Below are 18,444 nucleotides of genomic sequence, written 5' to 3'. Positions count from 1 at the left end.
GCATCTCCTTATTATTAAAATTATTTTTTCTAAAATAAATCCTCTGATCTCCTATTTAGCATTGGCAATTCTATCAACCTTAAATCTATTTAAAACAATCGAGAATCTCCAACACTACTAATCTTCTTTCTATAAAAGCCCCCATAAATTGTTTCCAACTACAACGATTTACAACATGAATTATTAGTAGCGTTAAGCAATAATTCTATTTTTATTATTTCACATTTTGATTTTTCTGAATATTGAACAAAAGGAGTAATTTTTTTCTAATGATTCTATGCCCAAATAGTACAAAAGAACTACCTTGCCCTTTATTCTTTGTAATATAGAATAAAGAAACACGCTAGTTCTTTTAAGCATCTCTTATTTAATCCAACGGAACCAATTGATTTCGAACAGCATAAATCACTGCTTGTGAACGACTTTTCACATTGAGTTTTTTAAAAATTTTATTGATGTGAATTTTAACTGTTTTATCACTAATATATAGAGCTTCAGCAATTTCTTTATTACTAAGTCCTTTTACTAATTCAAAAAGAACTTCCTTTTCACGTTCCGTCAGTTCATTTTCATTTGATTCTAATTTCATTTTTTGCTGATGATATGTAATTAATTTTTTAGTCATACGCGGATGAATAACTGAATCGCCTCGATATAACATTCGAATTGCTGCTATTACCTGCTCCGATGATGAATCCTTCAATAAATAACCATCAGCACCAGCCTGAAGTGCATCCATTAAATACTCATCATGTTCATACATTGTAAACACAAGCACTCGGCAATTTGGATAATTTTTTTTTACTAACTCTGTGGCTTCAATCCCATTTTTCCCTGGAAGATTAATATCCATCAAAATACAATCTGGTCTGCATTCTTCTACTTTTCCCAATACTCCGTCCCCAGAGCTAGCTTCTCCAACCACTTTCATATCAGATTCATCCTCTAGTATGCTCCGAATTGCGTCTCGTAAAAAAGCATGATCATCCACTACTAATATTTTAATCATTTTACGCACCCCTTGTTTGTGAATCTGGAATTAATAGTGTAATTTCTGTCCCTTTCCCTACAGAACTATCAATCTGTAAAGTAGCCCCTAATTGTTCAGCTTGTTCATTCATATGTAATATACCATAATGTGGCTCATTCTTCGTTTTAACCATAGACTCAAATAGTGAAAAGCCGACTCCATTATCCTTAACCCTTAAAAGCACGTGCTCACTTTGATAGCTAAGTAAAACATCAGTCTTTTCTGCTTGTGCATGTTTTACAATGTTTTGCAAACTCTCTTGTAATGTATCAAAAATAACTCTTTCTTTTGAAAAGCTGAGTGCACGTGCATGACCTCTTTCATGATATGTAATATCTAGTTCATATTCTTGTTTTAAAGATTTTATTTTACTTGCTATCGCCTGCTTAAGCCCTAATTGTTGTGTCGGATATGGTTTTAAAGCATAAATAGAATAACGAACTTCTCCTAGGCTTCCTCTTAAATCTTTTATACTTTTCTCTACTATTTGCTGCATATCTATTGGTTTATCACGGTATTTTTTCTGCGCGGATTCTAGTTGGTATATCACCCCGGCCAATGTTTGTGCAATACCATCGTGAATTTCGCGTGCGATTCTATTTCTTTCTTCTAAAATCATTCTTTTTTCCTGTTCAGAAATCAATATTCTTGTTTTAACTACGTTAGCTAATTGGTTAGAAAACGTAGCTAACGACTGTACATCTTCCGGAAAAAAACCCGCAGTTCTACTTTTCCCTGCAACAAACATTCCGACTAGTTCATCATTTACAATAAGAGGAAAATATACAAGCGAGCGTATGACGCTATCAAATATTTCATCTCCAGGAGCCGTACCAGTTTTCCAATCATGAAACACAAGATTTTTAGAGATTCCCTCAAACGCCTTGGATATTTCTGAATGATCAGAAATATCCAGACGAACTTTCCCATCTTTTAATAGAAGATTCCAGTTCCCATCATCTTTTGTCCATATTACATATGCTTGTATGCCAAAAAAGCCTTTAAGCGCTTGTTTAATATGTTTCAAGTTTCCTCCGGTTAGTCCACGACTAATTTCTGTCGTAATAAGAAACAGCTCATATAATCGTTCCTTCTCCATCCTTATCCGTACAGAAAAAGAACTAATAACTGAAATTGCTACAAGTGGAAAAAAGAAAAACAGTACTGTAATCTCGTTTATTTCCACACTATATGTACTAATTAATACATGCATCAGGGCCGCATAAGAGAAACCAAAAGTTTCGCAAAGAAATACCGTTACAGTTTTTTTATACCACTGATAGATTGAATATGGCTGCGGAAGAATTATCATTAACAAATCGTAAAAGCGGTTGTTGAAGAAGCCAAAAAACACGCAAAATAACAACAAAGATATTAAATTTTCATATAGAACTGACATATCTATCTTGTTAATTAATAAAGACATACATTTATTTGAAAACCATTCGGCCAAGATCAAACTAAGCGCATGCTGAGTACTATTAAATAACATTCTTTGTATCGGTGAACGACGATGCAGGTGAATAATTAGCGTTACGAGTACAATAGCAATAATAGTCATATGGATTCCAAACTGCCAACTCATAGCGTAAATTATCGGAAAGGTAAGCGAGCTAGTTCCTCTCCAAAATCGTACAGGAAAATACTCTGCAATCCCCATAAATATTAATAACAATATTAATATCGTTGGATAAGAAGGGATTTTAATATCAAGTAAAGATATGGTTATAGTAATCAAGCCAAGAAAAGAAATAAAATAAAGATAAGAACTAGCAATCTTTTCTCTCATAAAGATAGAATTTACATCCTTCAAAACAACCCCTTCTTTCTTTATAAAACTTCATTTTCTCTATTATCCAACAAAAAACCGGCACTGGCAAAATGGAAAAACCTCCACTAGCCAATCACCGGCTGTGTACTACACCTAAAAAGGCAAGACACAATATTAGTATAAATCGATTCTCATAAATTTCCTATTCATCAAACGATGTAATTATGCATACCGCTAGGCTTATCCTCTATAGTACAAAAGATATATATTAATATCGCTAATCTAATATACGCTTTCTTTCCATCCCCTATATCCTATTTTCTTTAGTATAAAAGATGACGTAACGTAACCTTCAAGCTACTTTTTTCAAATAGTCCAAGCATAATTTTCTCACAAACAACAAAAATTAACAGAAACAATTTCAATGTAAAGGAGATGGAAATTATGGCCGAACAGAAAAATTCACAACAAGATAATAAAAAAAAGCATATGTTTCCATCACTTCCGGAAAATATTAATTACATTGAAAATAAGCTCTGTCATTCAGATGATATAAAAAAATTAGATGTCCCTTTCCAAAATGGAAAAGGAACAATCTTATATATCGAATCTTTATAGGTAGAAATCTTATCGCTTATCATCCAGAGTTATGGAAGAAAAAGAATTGGAATAAAGATTATGCAAAGGTAAAATTTAAACCGGAAGTAGAAGTAAAGATTTTATATAGTGGCGTCTTAAAATAAAAGGTTGGACGCCCGCCGGCATCCAACCTTTTATTTCATATAACGATATACAATTGACTCATACGGTCTTAAGTTAAGATTGGTAATATCTTTACTTGAATCTTTGTAATTTGATAATAATACTTCTTGTTTCATACCATCTAATTGAACATGAACTGGTACAGAATACGTTATTTCTTCTCCATAGAAGTTATTTATAACAAGTAATACTTCATTATTTACAGTACGTGTATACGCCCAAATGCTAGGATGATTTCCATCTAAAATAGCATATTTCCCTTCTGTAAGGACATCGTATTTTTTTCTAAGTTCAATTAGCTTTTTATAATGATAAAATACAGATTCTCTATCTTCTAATGCCTTCTCTACGTTTATTTCTTTAAAGTTTTCAGCCACAGAAATCCAAGGTGTACTTGTTGTAAAACCACTATTCACCTCTTCATTCCACTGCATCGGAGTACGGGAATTGTCACGAGATTTTTGTTTTAAAATCCCGATAATCTCTTTTTTTGATAATCCTTCTTCTAGCTTTATATCATATATATTTAACGATTCTACATCACGATATTGCTCGATGGACTCGAATTTAGGATTCGTCATACCGATTTCTTCACCTTGGTAAATGTAAGGCGTTCCTTGCAACATATGCATAGCTGTCGCTAACATTTTCGCAGATTCATTCCGGTACTTCTCATCATCACCAAACCGTGAAACGATACGAGGCTGGTCATGATTACACCAGAATAACGCATTCCATCCTCCGCCCTTTTGCATTTCAATTTGCCAATTAGACATAATTTCTTTTAATTTAATGAAATCAAAATCAGCTTTCGTCCACTTATCACCATTCGGATAATCTACTTTTAAATGATGGAAACTAAACGTCATGCTTAGTTCATTGCGCTCAGGATTCGAATATTTAATACAATTATCAATTGTCGTAGATGACATTTCTCCAACTGTAATTACATCTTTCCCTTCAAAAACATTTTGGCTCATCTCTTGTAAATATTCATGGACGCGTGGACCATCTGTGTAATATTTACGCCCATCACTTGTAGCCGTGGTGCCTTCATCACTTAAAAATCTTTGATCTTTTGAAATTAAGTTAATAACATCAAGGCGGAATCCTTTTACACCTTTCTCCAACCAAAAGCGCATCATATCGTACACTTCTTCACGAAGCTTTTCATTTTCCCAGTTTAAATCAGCTTGCGTCTCATCAAATAGATGTAAAAAATATTGCCCTGTTTTCTCATCATATTTCCAAGCAGATCCTCCAAATTTAGACTGCCAATTATTCTTTTCATCACGCCAAATATAATAATTTCGATACGGACTATTCTTATCTTCTTTTGCTTCTTTAAACCACTTATGCTCCGTTGAACTATGATTTACAACGATATCAAGCATGATTTCAATGTCACGTACTTTCGCTTCTTTTAAAAGCTCTTCAAACTCTTCCATCGTCCCGTAAGATGGATCAATGCTGTAATAATCACTTACATCGTATCCATTGTCATTTTGTGGTGATCGGTATATCGGTGTTAACCAAATATAATCCACTCCAAGTTCCTTTAAATAATCTAATTTCTCTGTAACTCCCTTTATATCACCGGTTTCTTTATTATAGTAACTGTTAAAGCTCTTCGGATAAATTTGATAGACTACACTTTTATGCCAATCTTTCATGCTTAATTTCCTCCTACTTCTGTTTTACTCGTTTCGCAAATAACCATGTTAATGTAAATGGAATTACTACTGCGATTATCATCCCTACAATAAACATTGGAATCGATTTCGGAATGATAGAAATAAATGCTGGCAATCCGCCAATTCCGATTGCTGGTGCTAATACACCATTTAATGTAATAAATATCGCTGCTATAGCAGACCCAATAATCGCTGCATAGAACGGGAATTTATTTCTTAAATTCACACCGAACATCGCTGGCTCTGTAATACCGAAGTACGCTGAGATTGCTGATGTTGATGCCATACTTTTATCATTTTGATTTTTAGAAATCCAGAACATCGCTAGTGCCGCACTACCTTGTGCAATGTTAGAAAGAGCAATCATCGGCCAAATAAATGTACCGCCGTGCTGTGCAATTAGCTGTAAATCAATTGCAATAAACATATGATGCATTCCTGTAATTACGAGCGGTGCATATAATGCTCCAAATAATACTGCTCCAAGTACTGGTACCGTTTCATATACGCCAACTAATCCAGCCGTTAATAAATCGCCAATATGACGTGTAACTGGACCGATAATTCCTAACGCTAACACACCCGTTACAACGATTGTTGTAATTGGTACAACTAATAATTGAATTGCGTTTGGCACATGTTTCTTTAAGAAGATTTCAACTTTACTTAATACGAATGCTGCTACTAAAATGGGTAAAATTTGACCTTGATACCCTACCTTTTCAATTTGGAATAGCCCTAAAATATCGAAGTACTCAATCTTTTGTCCCTCTAAACCAGTCGCTGCTTTTCCATAATCCCACGCGTTTAATAAGGCCGGATGCACAAGCATTAATCCCATAACAATCCCTAGTATTGGACTACCACCAAAGCGCTTCGTTGCTGACCAACCAACAAGTGCCGGTAAGAATACGAATGCTGTATTGGCCATCATATTAATTAAATCCCAAAGCCCACCTAAGTTCGGATATACTTCTAATAAATTTTTCCCATCAAAAAATAAGTCCTTTGCCCCTAACAGGTTATTAATCCCCATTAGTAAACCTGCCGTAATAATTGCTGGCAAAATCGGCATAAATACATCTGAAAATACTTTTACAAACTTTTGAACTGGATTTAATTTTTTATCCCCTGAACCTTTTACGTCAGCTACTGTCGATTCTTTCATACCTGCAAGCGTTATCAATTCAGCGTACACTCGATCGACATCACCTGGACCAATTACAATTTGAAATACCCCAGCGTTATGAAACGCTCCCTTTACTAATGAAACAGACTGTAATTTATCATTATCTATTTTATTTTCATCTTTTAAAGCGATACGTAGCCTCGTTACACAGTGCGCAGCTTGTTCAATATTGTCTTTCCCACCAATATACTGCAACACTTCTTTTGCTGTTTTACGATAGTCTTTCCCCATATTCCCGTCCCTCTTTTCTTTTTTTGATACCGTTTACACTTACATATTAACTCGTATATATAAGTTAGTCAACACTCATATATATAAGTTGGTGATTTTTTATAAATAAAGAGATGGAACGATTATTTCGCTCCATCTCTTTATTTTCTTCGCGCCACATCCGAAAAGTGAAAAATATCTAAACGGTGACGTGATTCCGTATATTCGAACTGACTCCCATCGTATAAATGAGTAAAGTTTTTTACAACGACAACATAGTCTGTTCCATTTAAATCCAAATACTTTCGGTCATCCTCTGTACATGGTTGCACTTCAATTACCCGCTGTGAATAGCTAATATGTAGCCCTAATTCTTTCTCAATGTATTTATAAATCGATGCAGTTGCAATTTCTCTCGTTAATCCTGGAATATATTCCGATACAAAATGGTTTATATCTAAAATTACTTTTTCTCCATCAATATTTCGTACACGTTTAATATGATTTATTTCCGTTTTTTCTTTCACGTTTAATAACTTTGCTACATCTTGTGTCGCTTTCATTTTCTCTATTTCCACGACTTCTGTAATACAATGACGTCCTAAACGTTCATTTTCTTCTTGAAAACTTACAATACCACCAAAGTTAAATTCAATGTTTTTGCGCTTTAATACAAAAACACCTTTTCCGTGTATTTTTTGAACATATCCACGCTCTTGCAATAAATCTACAGCTTTTCTTACAGTACCCCTACTTGCCTCATACTGCTTCATTAATTCCGTTTCTGATGGGATTTTACATCCTTCTTTTAATTGTTTATTATCAATAGACTTGCTGATTTCTGTATAAATTTGTTCATACTTACTCATCATCTACAATAGCCCCTTGTCACCTTCTAGTTCTATATATATTATACCACGCTATACTCTTCTGCCAATCTCTCACTTATTTTCCAGTACAAGAAAACTATAGGTAAATATTTAGTCTCTAAAACGTATTTTTATAAATTTTTCTTTTCATTCAAAAAAACATGTAGTATACTAACTTCAAAATCAGAGGAGAAAGGGAGCAAAGAACTATGCTTACTTATACAACTGTAGTTACATTTGCACAAAAACATCATCATCATACTTAACCCTTGAAACCTAGCGGAAAAATTACGCGTAGGTACAAGGGTTATTCCCGTTGTACCTACGCTTTGGCAAAGAGCCATGTAGGTATTTTTTATCTACATGGCTCTTTTTTTATTGCCAAAAATGCTAGTAAAAAATGATGTTTAAGCAAAACTTACTACAAAGGAGTTAACAAAAATGGAAACGAAAAAATGGGGATTATGGATTTTAACAGCTTTTGTTATCGGGAATATGGTTGGCGGTGGCGTATTTATGCTCCCAGCAAATTTAGCACACGTATCAGGTCCAATGGGATCTACACTGGCATGGAGTATTACAGGACTTGGTGTATTTATGATTGCACTCGTATTTGGAAATTTAGCAATTCGTAAACCAGAATTAAAAGCAGGACCACAAAGTTACGCCCAAGCAATGTTTACTTCTCAAAAGACAGGTAAAGTTGCAGGATATAGTATGGCTTGGGGATACTGGGCTGCTAACTGGGCTGCTACAGCATCTGTAATTATTTCCTTTGCAGGATATTTATCAACATTCTTCCCAGTTTTACAAAGTAAGCAAATTCTCTTTTCAACAAACGGATTTTCATTAGAACTTGGAAAAGCTTTAACCTTCATAGTATGTAGTATGATGCTATGGGGAATTCAATATATTCTTTCTCAAAATATTGATAGAGCCGGAAATATGAACCTTCTTGCAACAATCGCAAAAATCATCGGATTTACAATGTTTATTGTAATCACATTATTCATTTTCAATGCCTCTAATTTCGGGGACGGTCAAACATTTATGAATGAAGCCGGACAACCTATTTCGTTGGGTGGACAAATAAATTCCGCTGCTATTGCAACACTTTGGGCGTTTATCGGTATTGAGTCAGCAGTTATGCTCTCTAACCGTGCAAAATCTCAGCACGATGTTAAGAAAGCTACGATTTTCGGATTAATCATCGCTCTTCTTATTTACATGGCAATTACTCTACTAACAATGGGCGCTCTTCCACAAGACGCTTTAAAAGAGTCTCAAAAACCATTAGTAGATGCATTAAATTTAGCAATTGGTACTAAAGGTGCTTATATAATGGCCTTACTTGCACTCGTATCTTTATTCGGCTCTACTGTAGGATGGATCGTTGTTAGCTCAGAAGTACCTTACCAGGCTGCTAAAAATGGACTTTTCCCTAAGTTTTTCAGTAAAACAAATAAAAAAGGTAGTCCTTCAAAATCATTATTTATTACAAATGTGATGACGCAAATTTTCTTATTCTCAACGATTTCTGGTACTGTTTCAGAAGCATATAATTTCGCTATTGTTGTAGCGACATTAGCATATTTAATCCCGTACCTTGTTTCTACCTTGTATCAGTTAAAATTAGTTATTACGGGGGAAACGTATGATATAATGCCGGGATCTCGAATAAAAGATGGAATCATTACTGCATTAGCATTTTTATATTCCATATGGGTTATTAAAACGGGAACTGCTGATTTAAAAACATTCTTCTTAGGCATTGGTTTGTTTGTATTAGGTCTTATTCTTTATCCAGTTTTAATGAAAGATTCACAAAAAAAACAATAAAAAAGAGAAGCTTTTCGCTTCTCTTTTTTTATTAAAAATCAGTTAATAACTTTTCTTTTAGTTCCCCTATATCTAACGGTTTCGCATAATAAAAACCTTGTACAAAGTCGCAACTCATTGATTTTAATAAACTTTCTTGTTCTACCGTTTCTACCCCTTCAGCAACCACTAATAAAATTACGATCAATTTTCACAATATCAAGTGGTAGTTGTTTTAAATAATATAATGAGGAATACCCTGTTCCGAAATCGTCTAAAGCGATTAAAATTCCCATACTTCTTAATTCTTGTAATGTAGCAATAATATAATCAAAATGACGTACAGCTATACTTTCTGTTATTTCTAATATTAAACGATTTGGCGGAAACCCTGTTCGCTTCAATATACTACGAACAGATAAAATAAATCGCTTTTGCATCAATTGTTGTATTGATAAATTAACAGATAACTTCAGTCCCTCTTGATAATCTGGTAAAGTTTTAAACAGTCGACATGACTTTTCTAGTACCCAGTCTCCTAGTTTTATAATAAGTCCACACTCTTCAGCTACAGGGATAAATTCACTTGGTGAAATAGGACCTTCTTCTGTCTTACAGCGTACTAAAGCCTCAATACCAGTACATTTCTTTGTTTTCAAATCAATAATGGGTTGTAATGCCACTTTTAATTCTTCGTCACGAATCGCTTTTTGCAAAGCAAATTCTATTTTCATTCTACGGTTTATTTTCGCACGTAATTCATCTGTAAAGAAGCACGCCGCATTTCTTCCTTGCTCTTTCGCACTATACATGGCTAAATCCGAATTTTTTAATAACGTTTCAACGTCTTTTCCATCTTGCGGATAGGAACAAAGTCCTAGACTAGCTGAAATATATACTTCATGACCTTCAAGCATAAATGGCGCTTGAAAGCATGATAACACGGATGTCGCTAACTGCCTCATCTCATCATGTGTATGAGTTTTTGTTAACAGCACAAATTCGTCGCCACCAAGCCTAGCCAGAACATCTTTCTCTCCTAGCACATAATGCAACCGTGAAGCAACTTCGCTTAAAAGTAAATCTCCTATCATATGACCTAACGTATCATTCACTAATTTAAAACGATCTAAATCAAAGTAAATCATGCCAAACTCTATTTTCTCTGCAATCATCTTATTTACAGTCGTAATTAACTGTAAACGGTTCGGTAAACTTGTTAACGCATCATGATAAGCAAGTTCCCTATAACGACTTTCGCTTAATCGTAATCTTTGTTCTGCTTCTTTCCTACTACTTATATCATTTCGAATTGCAATAAATTGATAAGGTTCTCCCTTTTCATTTAAAAATGGAACAATTGTTGTTTTAACCCAATAATACGTACCATCTTTTGCTTGATTTCGAATTTCCCCTGTCCAGACTTTTCCACTCAAAATACGCTTCCATAGGATTTGAAAAAATGCTTTCGGATGATATCCGGAATTTAAAATACGGTGATCTTTTCCTATTAACTCTTCTCTTTTATATTTTGAGATTTTACAAAATTTATCATTCACATATGTAATAAGACCATTTCGGTCTGTAATAGCAACAATTGAAGACTCATCTAATGCTAATTTTAAATCTTGCAATGAAGAGTCATATAATGCATGACCTCTTTGTTCTAGCATGCGCACCTCTCCTTGCTTCCTATCTGACTAAAACACAACTCGTTTCTCTTCATAGAAATAGAGATATTTCATTTTCTAACAATACGCCTTTACATAAAATGAAACTTTAATCAGTGGGGGGTTGTCCATCCCCCACTGATTATTAGCCTTCACCAATCGGGCTTTTATCTCCCACCTAACTTCCTCACATTCACCGAATTTTGAGGTGGGAGTCTTACTGCCCGTTAATGCGGGATAAATCACAATTTTTTTCTAAATAGGCCGATTAAAATAACATAATATTATTTATAAAAAAAAGCAATATGGTGCTGTTTTAATTATAGTAGAAGCTTCTCATCTCTCTACTTATCTAAGCTTATTATACAGTATTCTCTTACATTCTTTGAATTTGTAAAGTGACAATTTCATCACTATTCGCCTCTGCTCCCTACTAATACGACCTCACACCTAACCTCATTTATTTCATTAAATGTTAAGATGTAAATCTAACTGCCGATACATAATGAAATAGAGATTAACATACAAAATGCAACGATTCACGAATAATAATATAAAGTGAAACTTTAATCAGTGGGGGTTTTGTTCATCCCAACTGATCACCAATCGGGCTTTTACGGGTAGCAGGGCTTCCACCTAACTTCTTTGTTCCAGCTGAATATTGAGGTGGGGGTTTTACTGCCCACAAATAGCGGGATAAAGCCAAAATTTTCATTTAACATATTGAATTATAATAACAAAATATTAAAATATTTTCACCTTGTTTTTGGAAATATTTTATAAATAAATTATTAAACTAAAAAAGAGGATATCCTCTTTTTTAGTTTAATACTGATATGGTATTTGCTGATAACCCGGGTATGGCATTGGATATGGTGCTGGGTATGTTACTGGGTACGGTGCTGGATAGTAGCCTCCACCTGCCGCACCCGTTAATGCGCCAGCTGTAAGCCCACCTAACATGCCTCCAGCAAAACTTCCTGGAAAGAATCCTCCACCCCACGAGCCGCCACCCCAGCCGCCGCCGTGATGATGGTGGTGATGATCATAATGATTGTGTCCTCCATGGTGATTATGCCCGCCATTATGATGGTGTCCTCCATGATTATGACGATAATACAATCCGTTATTTTCTATATAATTCATTATTCCCCTCTCCTTTCCATTTTCTCACCTTAATAAGAATCCGCGTAATATGGATAACCATATCCTGTGCTTCATAATGTACCTGCTACAAATCCAGGAAAGAAACCTCATTCCCTTTTCTATATAAGGGGCAAGGTTTTTGTTCCCCCTACACTGATCATTAACCAGCAAATAGCGGGATAACAACGTAACAATATACTGTATGTAGGACAAATGCGGAAAGTATAGGACAAATGTCTATATTTTGTAAAAAAAACAAAACACTTTATAATAAGGATGTCAGATTATATCTTCTATTTAAGAAGTCTATATTTAAGAAAGATTAGAGGAATTATATAGAAATGAAGAAACCTATCGTTCAATTATTATTAATATTTACAATCGTATCTATCGTTCTTTTCCTATTAAATACATCGGTTATTTCGTTATATACGTTTGTTGGTGCTCTATGGTCCATCACAATCGTAGGAATTTCATTCGTTATTTTTATCGAAAATAGATCACCCCAAAGCACTTTAGCGTGGTTTTTAGTATTAGCACTTCTTCCTGTTGTAGGTGTACTTTTATACTCTATTTTCGGGCGTAGCCGTTGGAGAAGAAAAAAACATCTTCATCGTTCAGAAGAACAAAGAAAGTTATTCCGCGAAATATTAGAAGGAAGACGACTAGAATTATCACTCACAGTCCCATTACATGAACGTTCTATACATTTAACAGAAGTCGTACAAAAATTCGGAGGCGGGCCTGCCGCAGATAGAACGACAACAAAACTTTTAACAAACGGTGATCAAACCTTTTCAGAAATTTTGAACGCAATCGAGAATGCAAAACATCACATACATATTCAATACTATATTTATAAATCTGATGAGATTGGTACAAAAGTACGAGATGCTTTAATACAAAAAGCAAAAGATGGTGTTATTGTACGCTTCCTTTATGATGGACTCGGAAGTAATACGTTAAGACGACGATTTTTACAACCTATGAAAAAAGCTGGAATTGAAATTGTCGAATTTGACCCTATTTTTTCAGCTTGGTTACTCGAGACCGTTAATTATCGTAATCACCGTAAAATCGTCATTGTAGATGGAGAAATTGGTTTTACCGGAGGGCTCAACGTCGGTGATGAATATCTTGGTCGCTCAAAAAAATTCCCTGTTTGGCGTGATAGTCATTTAAAAATAGAAGGAAAAGCATTGTATAAATTACAAGCCATCTTTCTAGAAGATTGGCTTTATGCGTCTAGTGGATTGAATACTTATTCTTGGGATCAATTTATGAATAGACACTACTTCCCAGGAAAAGAAATTCCGGATGCAGAAGGTGCGGTGCAAATTGTAGCAAGTGGACCAAGCTCAGATGATAAAAGTATTCGTAATACATTACTAGCTGTTATGGGCTCAGCCAAAAAATCTATTTGGATCGCTACACCATACTTTATTCCGGATCAAGAAACTTTAACATTATTACGCTTAAGTGCAATATCTGGAATAGATGTACGCATTTTATATCCTGGTAAGAGTGATAGTATTATTAGCGATCAAGCATCTCAATCCTATTTCACTCCACTTTTAAAAGCTGGTGCTTCTATTTACAGTTATAAAGATGGATTTATGCACGCAAAGATTGTACTCGTTGACGATAAAATTGCAACAATCGGAACAGCAAATATGGATGTACGTAGCTTTGAATTGAATTATGAAATTATTAGCGTACTATATGAATCAGAAACCGTTCATGATATTAAACGCGATTTTGAAGAAGACTTTAAACACTCCACTGAAATTAAATGGAACTCGTTCCAAAAAAGAAGTATCAAAAAACGAATATTAGAGTCCTTTATGCGACTCATTTCTCCTTTACTATAAGCAATCAATGTGATATTGATTGCTTTTTCTTTTATATTTCCCCCTTCTCCTTTTCTTTGCATACCATATTAAAACAAGTTATCATAAGATGTATTACTTTATGAAAATAATGTTAGGTGGGAAATACATGTTAGAACAATTTCATATACATTCTGATTTAAAACAGCAGCTTTCTACAATTCATGAAAAGAATAAACAAGAAGCTGGTGAAAATGCACATTTAATTGGCAAGAAAATATATAAAGCATCTGATAACAGCATTATTGAAGATGCCATTACAGCACTTTTACTTGGTAAAAACATTCTATTAAAAGGACCAACTGGTAGTGGTAAAACAGTACTAGCGGAAACTCTTTCTTCTTTATTCCAAAAACCAATGCATAGCATTAACTGTTCTGTCGACTTAGATGTAGAAGGTATTTTAGGATACAACACATTACAAACAAAAGACGGCGCATCTGAAGTTACGTTCGTTAACGGTCCTCTTATGAAGGCAATGAAAAACGGTCATTTCCTTTATATTGATGAAATCAATATGGCAAAACCTGAAACGTTACCACTTCTTCATGGTGCGTTAGATTACCGTAAAATGATTACAAACCCATTTACACAAGAAGTTGTATACGGTGATGACGAATATCGCGTAATTGCTGCGATTAACGAAGGTTATGTTGGGACAAGTGAACTAAACGAAGCGTTAAAAAACCGTTTCGTTATTATTGAAGTTCCTTACATTCAAGGTGATACATTAAAAGAACTATTACTATCTGAATCAAAATTAAATGATGTTGCAACAATTGAAAAGTTCGTTGCATTCGCAAGCGATCTTATGCCTTTAGCTCGTGATGGGCGCGTAAGTGAAGAAGCAGCTAGTATTCGTGGCATTATCGATGCATGTGATTTAGGTGTATATATTCCTGTTATGCGTGCAATTGAACGTAGTATTATCGCAAAATTAAACGATGAAACAGAACAAATGACTGTCCGTGAATTAGCAGAAAGTTATTTCTTTGAGGGATAATTCATGAGACAAATTTTTAGTGACAAAAAAATTGATGCGTCGCTGTTTCTACAAATGGAAAACTTAATGTATGCTCTTTTAAAAGAAGACGATGCCTATCTTGAGTATGGCTATAAAGCATACTACGACGAAATTGAAAAAAAGGTTGTCATTAGTCACTTTTGGGATGATCGAAAAGAAGAGGATACAGTAATCGGATTAAAAAGCGAAGTGTTCTTAAAGGCACTTGGTAATAAACATTACTCGGACATGACTTTAATTCGTTCTTATGCGATTGAGTTACAAGAATCGCCTCTAAAAAAGTTTTTAACACAATTATTTGTTCTATTAGAAGATTTACGTGTTGAGGAAATCGTCAAAAATTTACGTCCTGGCACAAAACATATTTTTAAACGCCGAAAAGAAATGTATCGCAATTACTTTGGCTCACAAAATGAAATAAATCGTGTTCGTAACTATCACGGTGATCGTCTATTTTGTCTATGCTATCTTTCATTAACGAGTGATAAATATGAAATGTTTAATAATGAATATTTCGAGCAAATTGAATCAATTTTGCATGAAACATTCCAAGCTCGTAATACGGAAGATATTATGTATATTGTTGAGAAAATTCGCTATCGTTTAGAAGGACTTCTTGAAAGTGATATGCTTAATAATTATTTCGGACATGCACCGCTTTATTTATCTGTGATTGCAGATGAGAAAGACAGTCGCGCTGAAAAATTAGCAAATGATGATACGCAGCTCCTAGATGACGATGATAACAAAAACAAAATGGATGAAAGCTTCTCGACATGGCACCGTGAAAATAAAAACAATGAAAACGAGAACTTTTTACGCTTTGATTTAGAAAGCGGAACAAAAACAAATATGATGGGTGATACTGCTCGTGAATCAGAAGATGGTGACCAAGCACTTGGTTCTGTACAAGGTACTTCCCAAAAAAGTACACAATCTAACTTTGATGGTGCTGATACAGAGGAAGCAAGAGCGTCTCATGCTTCTAGCCAAAACGACGGTGCATACGGCAAGTATAATGTGGGAGCTTCTCATACATTTAAAGAAGCTCGCAAATCGAATCCTGATGAGAAAAAAGATTACCAAGCTATCAAATCAGTCGTTAATAAAGATGTAAAAGAATTAAAGAAAATTATCGAAAAAACAATTGAAAACAAAACGAATGCAAACAGTGATAAATATTACGGAAGGCTTCGTAAGAAATTCCTTCGTATTTATACTGAAAAGCAGCCGCGTATGTTTTATAAAAAAGGACAAGAATCACAAGAGCTCGACGTTGCATTCCAACTATTAGTGGACTGCTCTGGTTCTATGTATAACAAAATGGAAGAAACGAAGAAGAGTGTGGTCCTATTCCATGAAGCTTTAAAATCTTTAAAAATCCCGCACGCTATTAGTGGATTTTGGGAAGATGCTTCTAGTGCTAAACCTGAAGATAAACCGAACGTTATCCATGAAGTTGTTACGTATAAAAACTCAACGTTACCAAACGTCGGTCCAGAAATTATGCAACTTCGCGAAGAAGAAGATAACCGCGACGGGTATATTATTCGTATCGTTTCCGAAAAGCTTGCGAAAAGACCAGAAAAACATAAATTCTTACTTGTCTTTACAGACGGTGAACCTTCTGCACTAGACTATCAACAAGACGGAATTTTAGATACGCACGAAGCAGTCAAACTTGCTCGTAAAAGTGGTATGGAAGTCATCGGCATCTTTATCGAAGAAGGCGAAGCGAAAGAAGCGACTTATCAACTAATGAAAAACATTTATAACCATCACTTCTTAGTTGCAAATCATGCTGAAGATTTACGCCTGAAGATTAAACCATTGTTGAAGAAACTATTACTGAAGACTATTGAATAGAAAAACAGGAGCCCCGAGGCTCCTGTTTTTCTTCGTTAACTTACTTTGTTTCTGGTTGAAACTTGTATGGAATGGAAACTTCTAATAATAATTCGAACCCTCCATCGTAGTATGGGAATCGCTCATTCGCAATTTTTCTATCTACCCACTCGATTGCGGAAATTTCTCCTTCATCTTCTGCACGAAGTTCACCTGTTACTACATTTGCTCGGAATGTAAAAAATAATGCATGATGTCCTTTCTCTTCAAAAAACTTCTCATTTAATGCGACAAGTCCACTGAGTGCGGCAGTTAAACCTGTCTCTTCTTTCACTTCTCTTACTAGTGCTTCCTCTAATATTTCACCTTTTTCAACAGCCCCGCCTGGCAATGACCAAACGTTTTGTTCTATATTATGTACCATTAATATTTTATCTTTTTCGCTATCGTGTATTAATGCATATACAACATCAACTCTTTGCATGTTGCTTTTCTCCCTTCCTAAAATAATTAAGAGCCAATTCCTAAGAATCGGCTCTTCCTATTAATTCATCACTAACTCAGCTGCAAGCTTTTTTTTTAACTTGGCTAACATATCAGTTGTCATTTTGTCTAAATCATATTCTGCTTTAAAGCCCCACTCTTTCATTGCTGCTGTTGCATCAATAGAGTTCGGCCAGCTATCAGCGATTGTTTGACGAGCTGGATCTACTGCGTAATCCATTGTAAAGTTCGGAATGTGTTTACGGATTGATGCTGCAATTTGCTCTGGTTCAAAGCTCATTGCTGTAATGTTAAACGCATTTCTATGAACTAGTTTATTTGGATCAGCTTCCATTAATGAGATGATTGCTTGTAAAGCATCTGGCATATACATCATGTCCATGTATGTTCCTTCTGCAATGTATGAGGTGTATGTACCTTTTTTAATCGCCTCATAATAAATTTCAACTGCATAGTCAGTTGTTCCGCCTCCTGGAGGAGCTACGTAAGAAATTAAGCCAGGGAAACGTACACCGCGCGTATCAACGCCAAACTTTTGATGATAATAATCACATAATAATTCTCCTGCTACTTTGTTTACCCCATACATCGTAGTAGGACGCTGAATTGTATCTTGTGGTGTATTATCTTTTGGCGTTGATGGACCAAATGCACCGATAGAACTTGGCGTGAAAAACTTACAGTTTAATTCACGTGCTGCTTCTAATGCATTTACAAGTCCACCCATATTTAAATTCCAAGCAAATAACGGATTTTTTTCTGCAGTTGCTGAAAGTAAAGCCGCTAAATGAATAATTGTATCTACTTCATTACGCTTTGCAATATCATGTAATTTTTGTCCATCCGTTACATCTAACGTTTCAAATGGACCAGACGTTACTACTTCACTGTCTGTTTCACGAATATCTGTTGCAATAACATTTGATGCGCCGTATACATCACGAAGTTTCATTACTAGTTCAGAACCAATTTGCCCTAAAGAACCGGTTACTAGAATTTTTTTCATTTTTCCCACTCCCCATT

Annotated in this window: 12 protein-coding genes and 3 pseudogenes; 6 read left to right on the top strand and 9 right to left on the bottom strand. The window is 34.9% G+C overall.

Translation table 11 applies throughout. The annotated features are described in order from the left end of the window. Positions 1–367 precede the first annotated feature (367 nt). Together B5P40_RS04815 and B5P40_RS04810 are read right to left on the bottom strand one after the other, a co-directional pair. Entirely contained in the window at positions 368–1,009 is a 642-nt protein-coding gene (locus B5P40_RS04815) for a response regulator (protein ID WP_002188290.1), read from the bottom strand. Between the two features lies 1 nt (position 1,010). Continuing rightward, positions 1,011–2,843, bottom strand: coding sequence for a GAF domain-containing sensor histidine kinase (locus tag B5P40_RS04810; RefSeq protein WP_002125196.1), 1,833 nt, complete (start codon positions 2,841–2,843; stop codon positions 1,011–1,013). Positions 2,844–3,236: 393 nt separating this feature from the next. Between B5P40_RS04810 and B5P40_RS04805 the strand changes: the two are divergent. Both B5P40_RS04805 and B5P40_RS33990 read left to right on the top strand, forming a co-directional pair. Continuing rightward, positions 3,237–3,416, top strand: a pseudogene (locus tag B5P40_RS04805) (spore germination protein); the annotation flags it as partial. Continuing rightward, positions 3,416–3,544 (top strand): annotated as a pseudogene (locus B5P40_RS33990) (Ger(x)C family spore germination C-terminal domain-containing protein); the annotation flags it as partial. The pseudogenes B5P40_RS04805 and B5P40_RS33990, both read left to right, overlap by 1 nt. 30 nt (positions 3,545–3,574) lie before the next feature. Here the strand turns inward: B5P40_RS33990 and treC are convergent. The 3 genes from treC to treR all read right to left on the bottom strand — a co-directional run bounded on the left by treC (position 3,575) and on the right by treR (position 7,528). Beyond that, the gene (gene treC / locus B5P40_RS04795; RefSeq protein ID WP_002188285.1) at positions 3,575–5,236 is read right to left on the bottom strand and encodes an alpha,alpha-phosphotrehalase; all 1,662 of its coding nucleotides are present in this window, start codon (positions 5,234–5,236) and stop codon (positions 3,575–3,577) included. 13 nt (positions 5,237–5,249) lie between these two features. Then, the gene (treP, locus tag B5P40_RS04790) at positions 5,250–6,677 is read right to left on the bottom strand and encodes a PTS system trehalose-specific EIIBC component (protein WP_002188283.1); all 1,428 of its coding nucleotides are present in this window, start codon (positions 6,675–6,677) and stop codon (positions 5,250–5,252) included. A gap of 140 nt (positions 6,678–6,817) precedes the next feature. Continuing rightward, positions 6,818–7,528, bottom strand: coding sequence for a trehalose operon repressor (gene treR, locus B5P40_RS04785; RefSeq protein WP_002010502.1), 711 nt, complete (start codon positions 7,526–7,528; stop codon positions 6,818–6,820). A 438-nt stretch (positions 7,529–7,966) separates the two neighbouring features. On the opposite strand from treR, the gene B5P40_RS04780 reads away from it, so the two are divergent. Then, positions 7,967–9,364 carry an amino acid permease gene (locus B5P40_RS04780; RefSeq protein WP_002010500.1) on the top strand — a complete coding sequence of 466 codons (1,398 nt, stop codon included), beginning with the start codon at positions 7,967–7,969 and terminating at the stop codon, positions 9,362–9,364. A 31-nt stretch (positions 9,365–9,395) separates the two neighbouring features. Here B5P40_RS04780 and B5P40_RS04775 read toward each other — a convergent pair. Beyond that, positions 9,396–11,016, bottom strand: a pseudogene (locus B5P40_RS04775) (putative bifunctional diguanylate cyclase/phosphodiesterase). 822 nt (positions 11,017–11,838) lie between these two features. After that, a complete protein-coding gene (locus tag B5P40_RS04770) occupies positions 11,839–12,159 on the bottom strand; it encodes a hypothetical protein (RefSeq protein ID WP_002188278.1) in 321 nt (106 codons plus the stop codon). A gap of 341 nt (positions 12,160–12,500) precedes the next feature. On the opposite strand from B5P40_RS04770, the gene B5P40_RS04765 reads away from it, so the two are divergent. The 3 genes from B5P40_RS04765 (at position 12,501) to B5P40_RS04755 (ending at position 16,938) form a co-directional block, all read left to right on the top strand. After that, positions 12,501–14,030 (top strand): cardiolipin synthase, encoded by a 1,530-nt coding sequence (locus B5P40_RS04765; protein WP_002010479.1) that lies wholly within the window; start codon positions 12,501–12,503, stop codon positions 14,028–14,030. 127 nt (positions 14,031–14,157) lie between these two features. Further along, the gene (locus tag B5P40_RS04760) at positions 14,158–15,051 is read left to right on the top strand and encodes an ATP-binding protein (RefSeq protein ID WP_000892986.1); all 894 of its coding nucleotides are present in this window, start codon (positions 14,158–14,160) and stop codon (positions 15,049–15,051) included. A 3-nt stretch (positions 15,052–15,054) separates the two neighbouring features. Continuing rightward, the gene (locus B5P40_RS04755; RefSeq protein ID WP_002029726.1) at positions 15,055–16,938 is read left to right on the top strand and encodes a vWA domain-containing protein; all 1,884 of its coding nucleotides are present in this window, start codon (positions 15,055–15,057) and stop codon (positions 16,936–16,938) included. 40 nt (positions 16,939–16,978) lie between these two features. Here the strand turns inward: B5P40_RS04755 and B5P40_RS04750 are convergent, their stop codons facing one another. Continuing rightward, complete coding sequence (locus B5P40_RS04750; RefSeq protein ID WP_002090992.1) at positions 16,979–17,401, bottom strand: NUDIX hydrolase; 423 nt, start codon at positions 17,399–17,401, stop codon at positions 16,979–16,981. Positions 17,402–17,461: 60 nt separating this feature from the next. Further along, a complete protein-coding gene (locus tag B5P40_RS04745; RefSeq protein ID WP_002188273.1) occupies positions 17,462–18,427 on the bottom strand; it encodes an L-threonine 3-dehydrogenase in 966 nt (321 codons plus the stop codon). Between the last annotated feature and the right edge of the window lie 17 nt (positions 18,428–18,444).

The organism is Bacillus sp. SRB_8, assembly GCF_003264205.1.
Lineage (GTDB): Bacteria > Bacillota > Bacilli > Bacillales > Bacillaceae_G > Bacillus_A > Bacillus_A mycoides.
The sequence above is the reverse complement of the archived record's forward strand: the minus strand, read 5'-3'. Positions and strand labels throughout refer to the sequence as shown.

What these genes read in the sequence shown, in the direction of transcription:
- B5P40_RS04815 (WP_002188290.1), bottom strand. Translation starts at nt 1,009, where the DNA reads ATGATTAAAATATTAGTAGTGGATGATCATGCTTTTTTACGAGACGCA.
- treC (WP_002188285.1), bottom strand. Translation starts at nt 5,236, where the DNA reads ATGAAAGATTGGCATAAAAGTGTAGTCTATCAAATTTATCCGAAGAGC.
- treP (WP_002188283.1), bottom strand. Translation starts at nt 6,677, where the DNA reads ATGGGGAAAGACTATCGTAAAACAGCAAAAGAAGTGTTGCAGTATATT.
- treR (WP_002010502.1), bottom strand. Translation starts at nt 7,528, where the DNA reads ATGATGAGTAAGTATGAACAAATTTATACAGAAATCAGCAAGTCTATT.
- B5P40_RS04780 (WP_002010500.1), top strand. Translation starts at nt 7,967, where the DNA reads ATGGAAACGAAAAAATGGGGATTATGGATTTTAACAGCTTTTGTTATC.
- B5P40_RS04770 (WP_002188278.1), bottom strand. Translation starts at nt 12,159, where the DNA reads ATGAATTATATAGAAAATAACGGATTGTATTATCGTCATAATCATGGA.
- B5P40_RS04765 (WP_002010479.1), top strand. Translation starts at nt 12,501, where the DNA reads ATGAAGAAACCTATCGTTCAATTATTATTAATATTTACAATCGTATCT.
- B5P40_RS04760 (WP_000892986.1), top strand. Translation starts at nt 14,158, where the DNA reads ATGTTAGAACAATTTCATATACATTCTGATTTAAAACAGCAGCTTTCT.
- B5P40_RS04755 (WP_002029726.1), top strand. Translation starts at nt 15,055, where the DNA reads ATGAGACAAATTTTTAGTGACAAAAAAATTGATGCGTCGCTGTTTCTA.
- B5P40_RS04750 (WP_002090992.1), bottom strand. Translation starts at nt 17,401, where the DNA reads ATGCAAAGAGTTGATGTTGTATATGCATTAATACACGATAGCGAAAAA.
- B5P40_RS04745 (WP_002188273.1), bottom strand. Translation starts at nt 18,427, where the DNA reads ATGAAAAAAATTCTAGTAACCGGTTCTTTAGGGCAAATTGGTTCTGAA.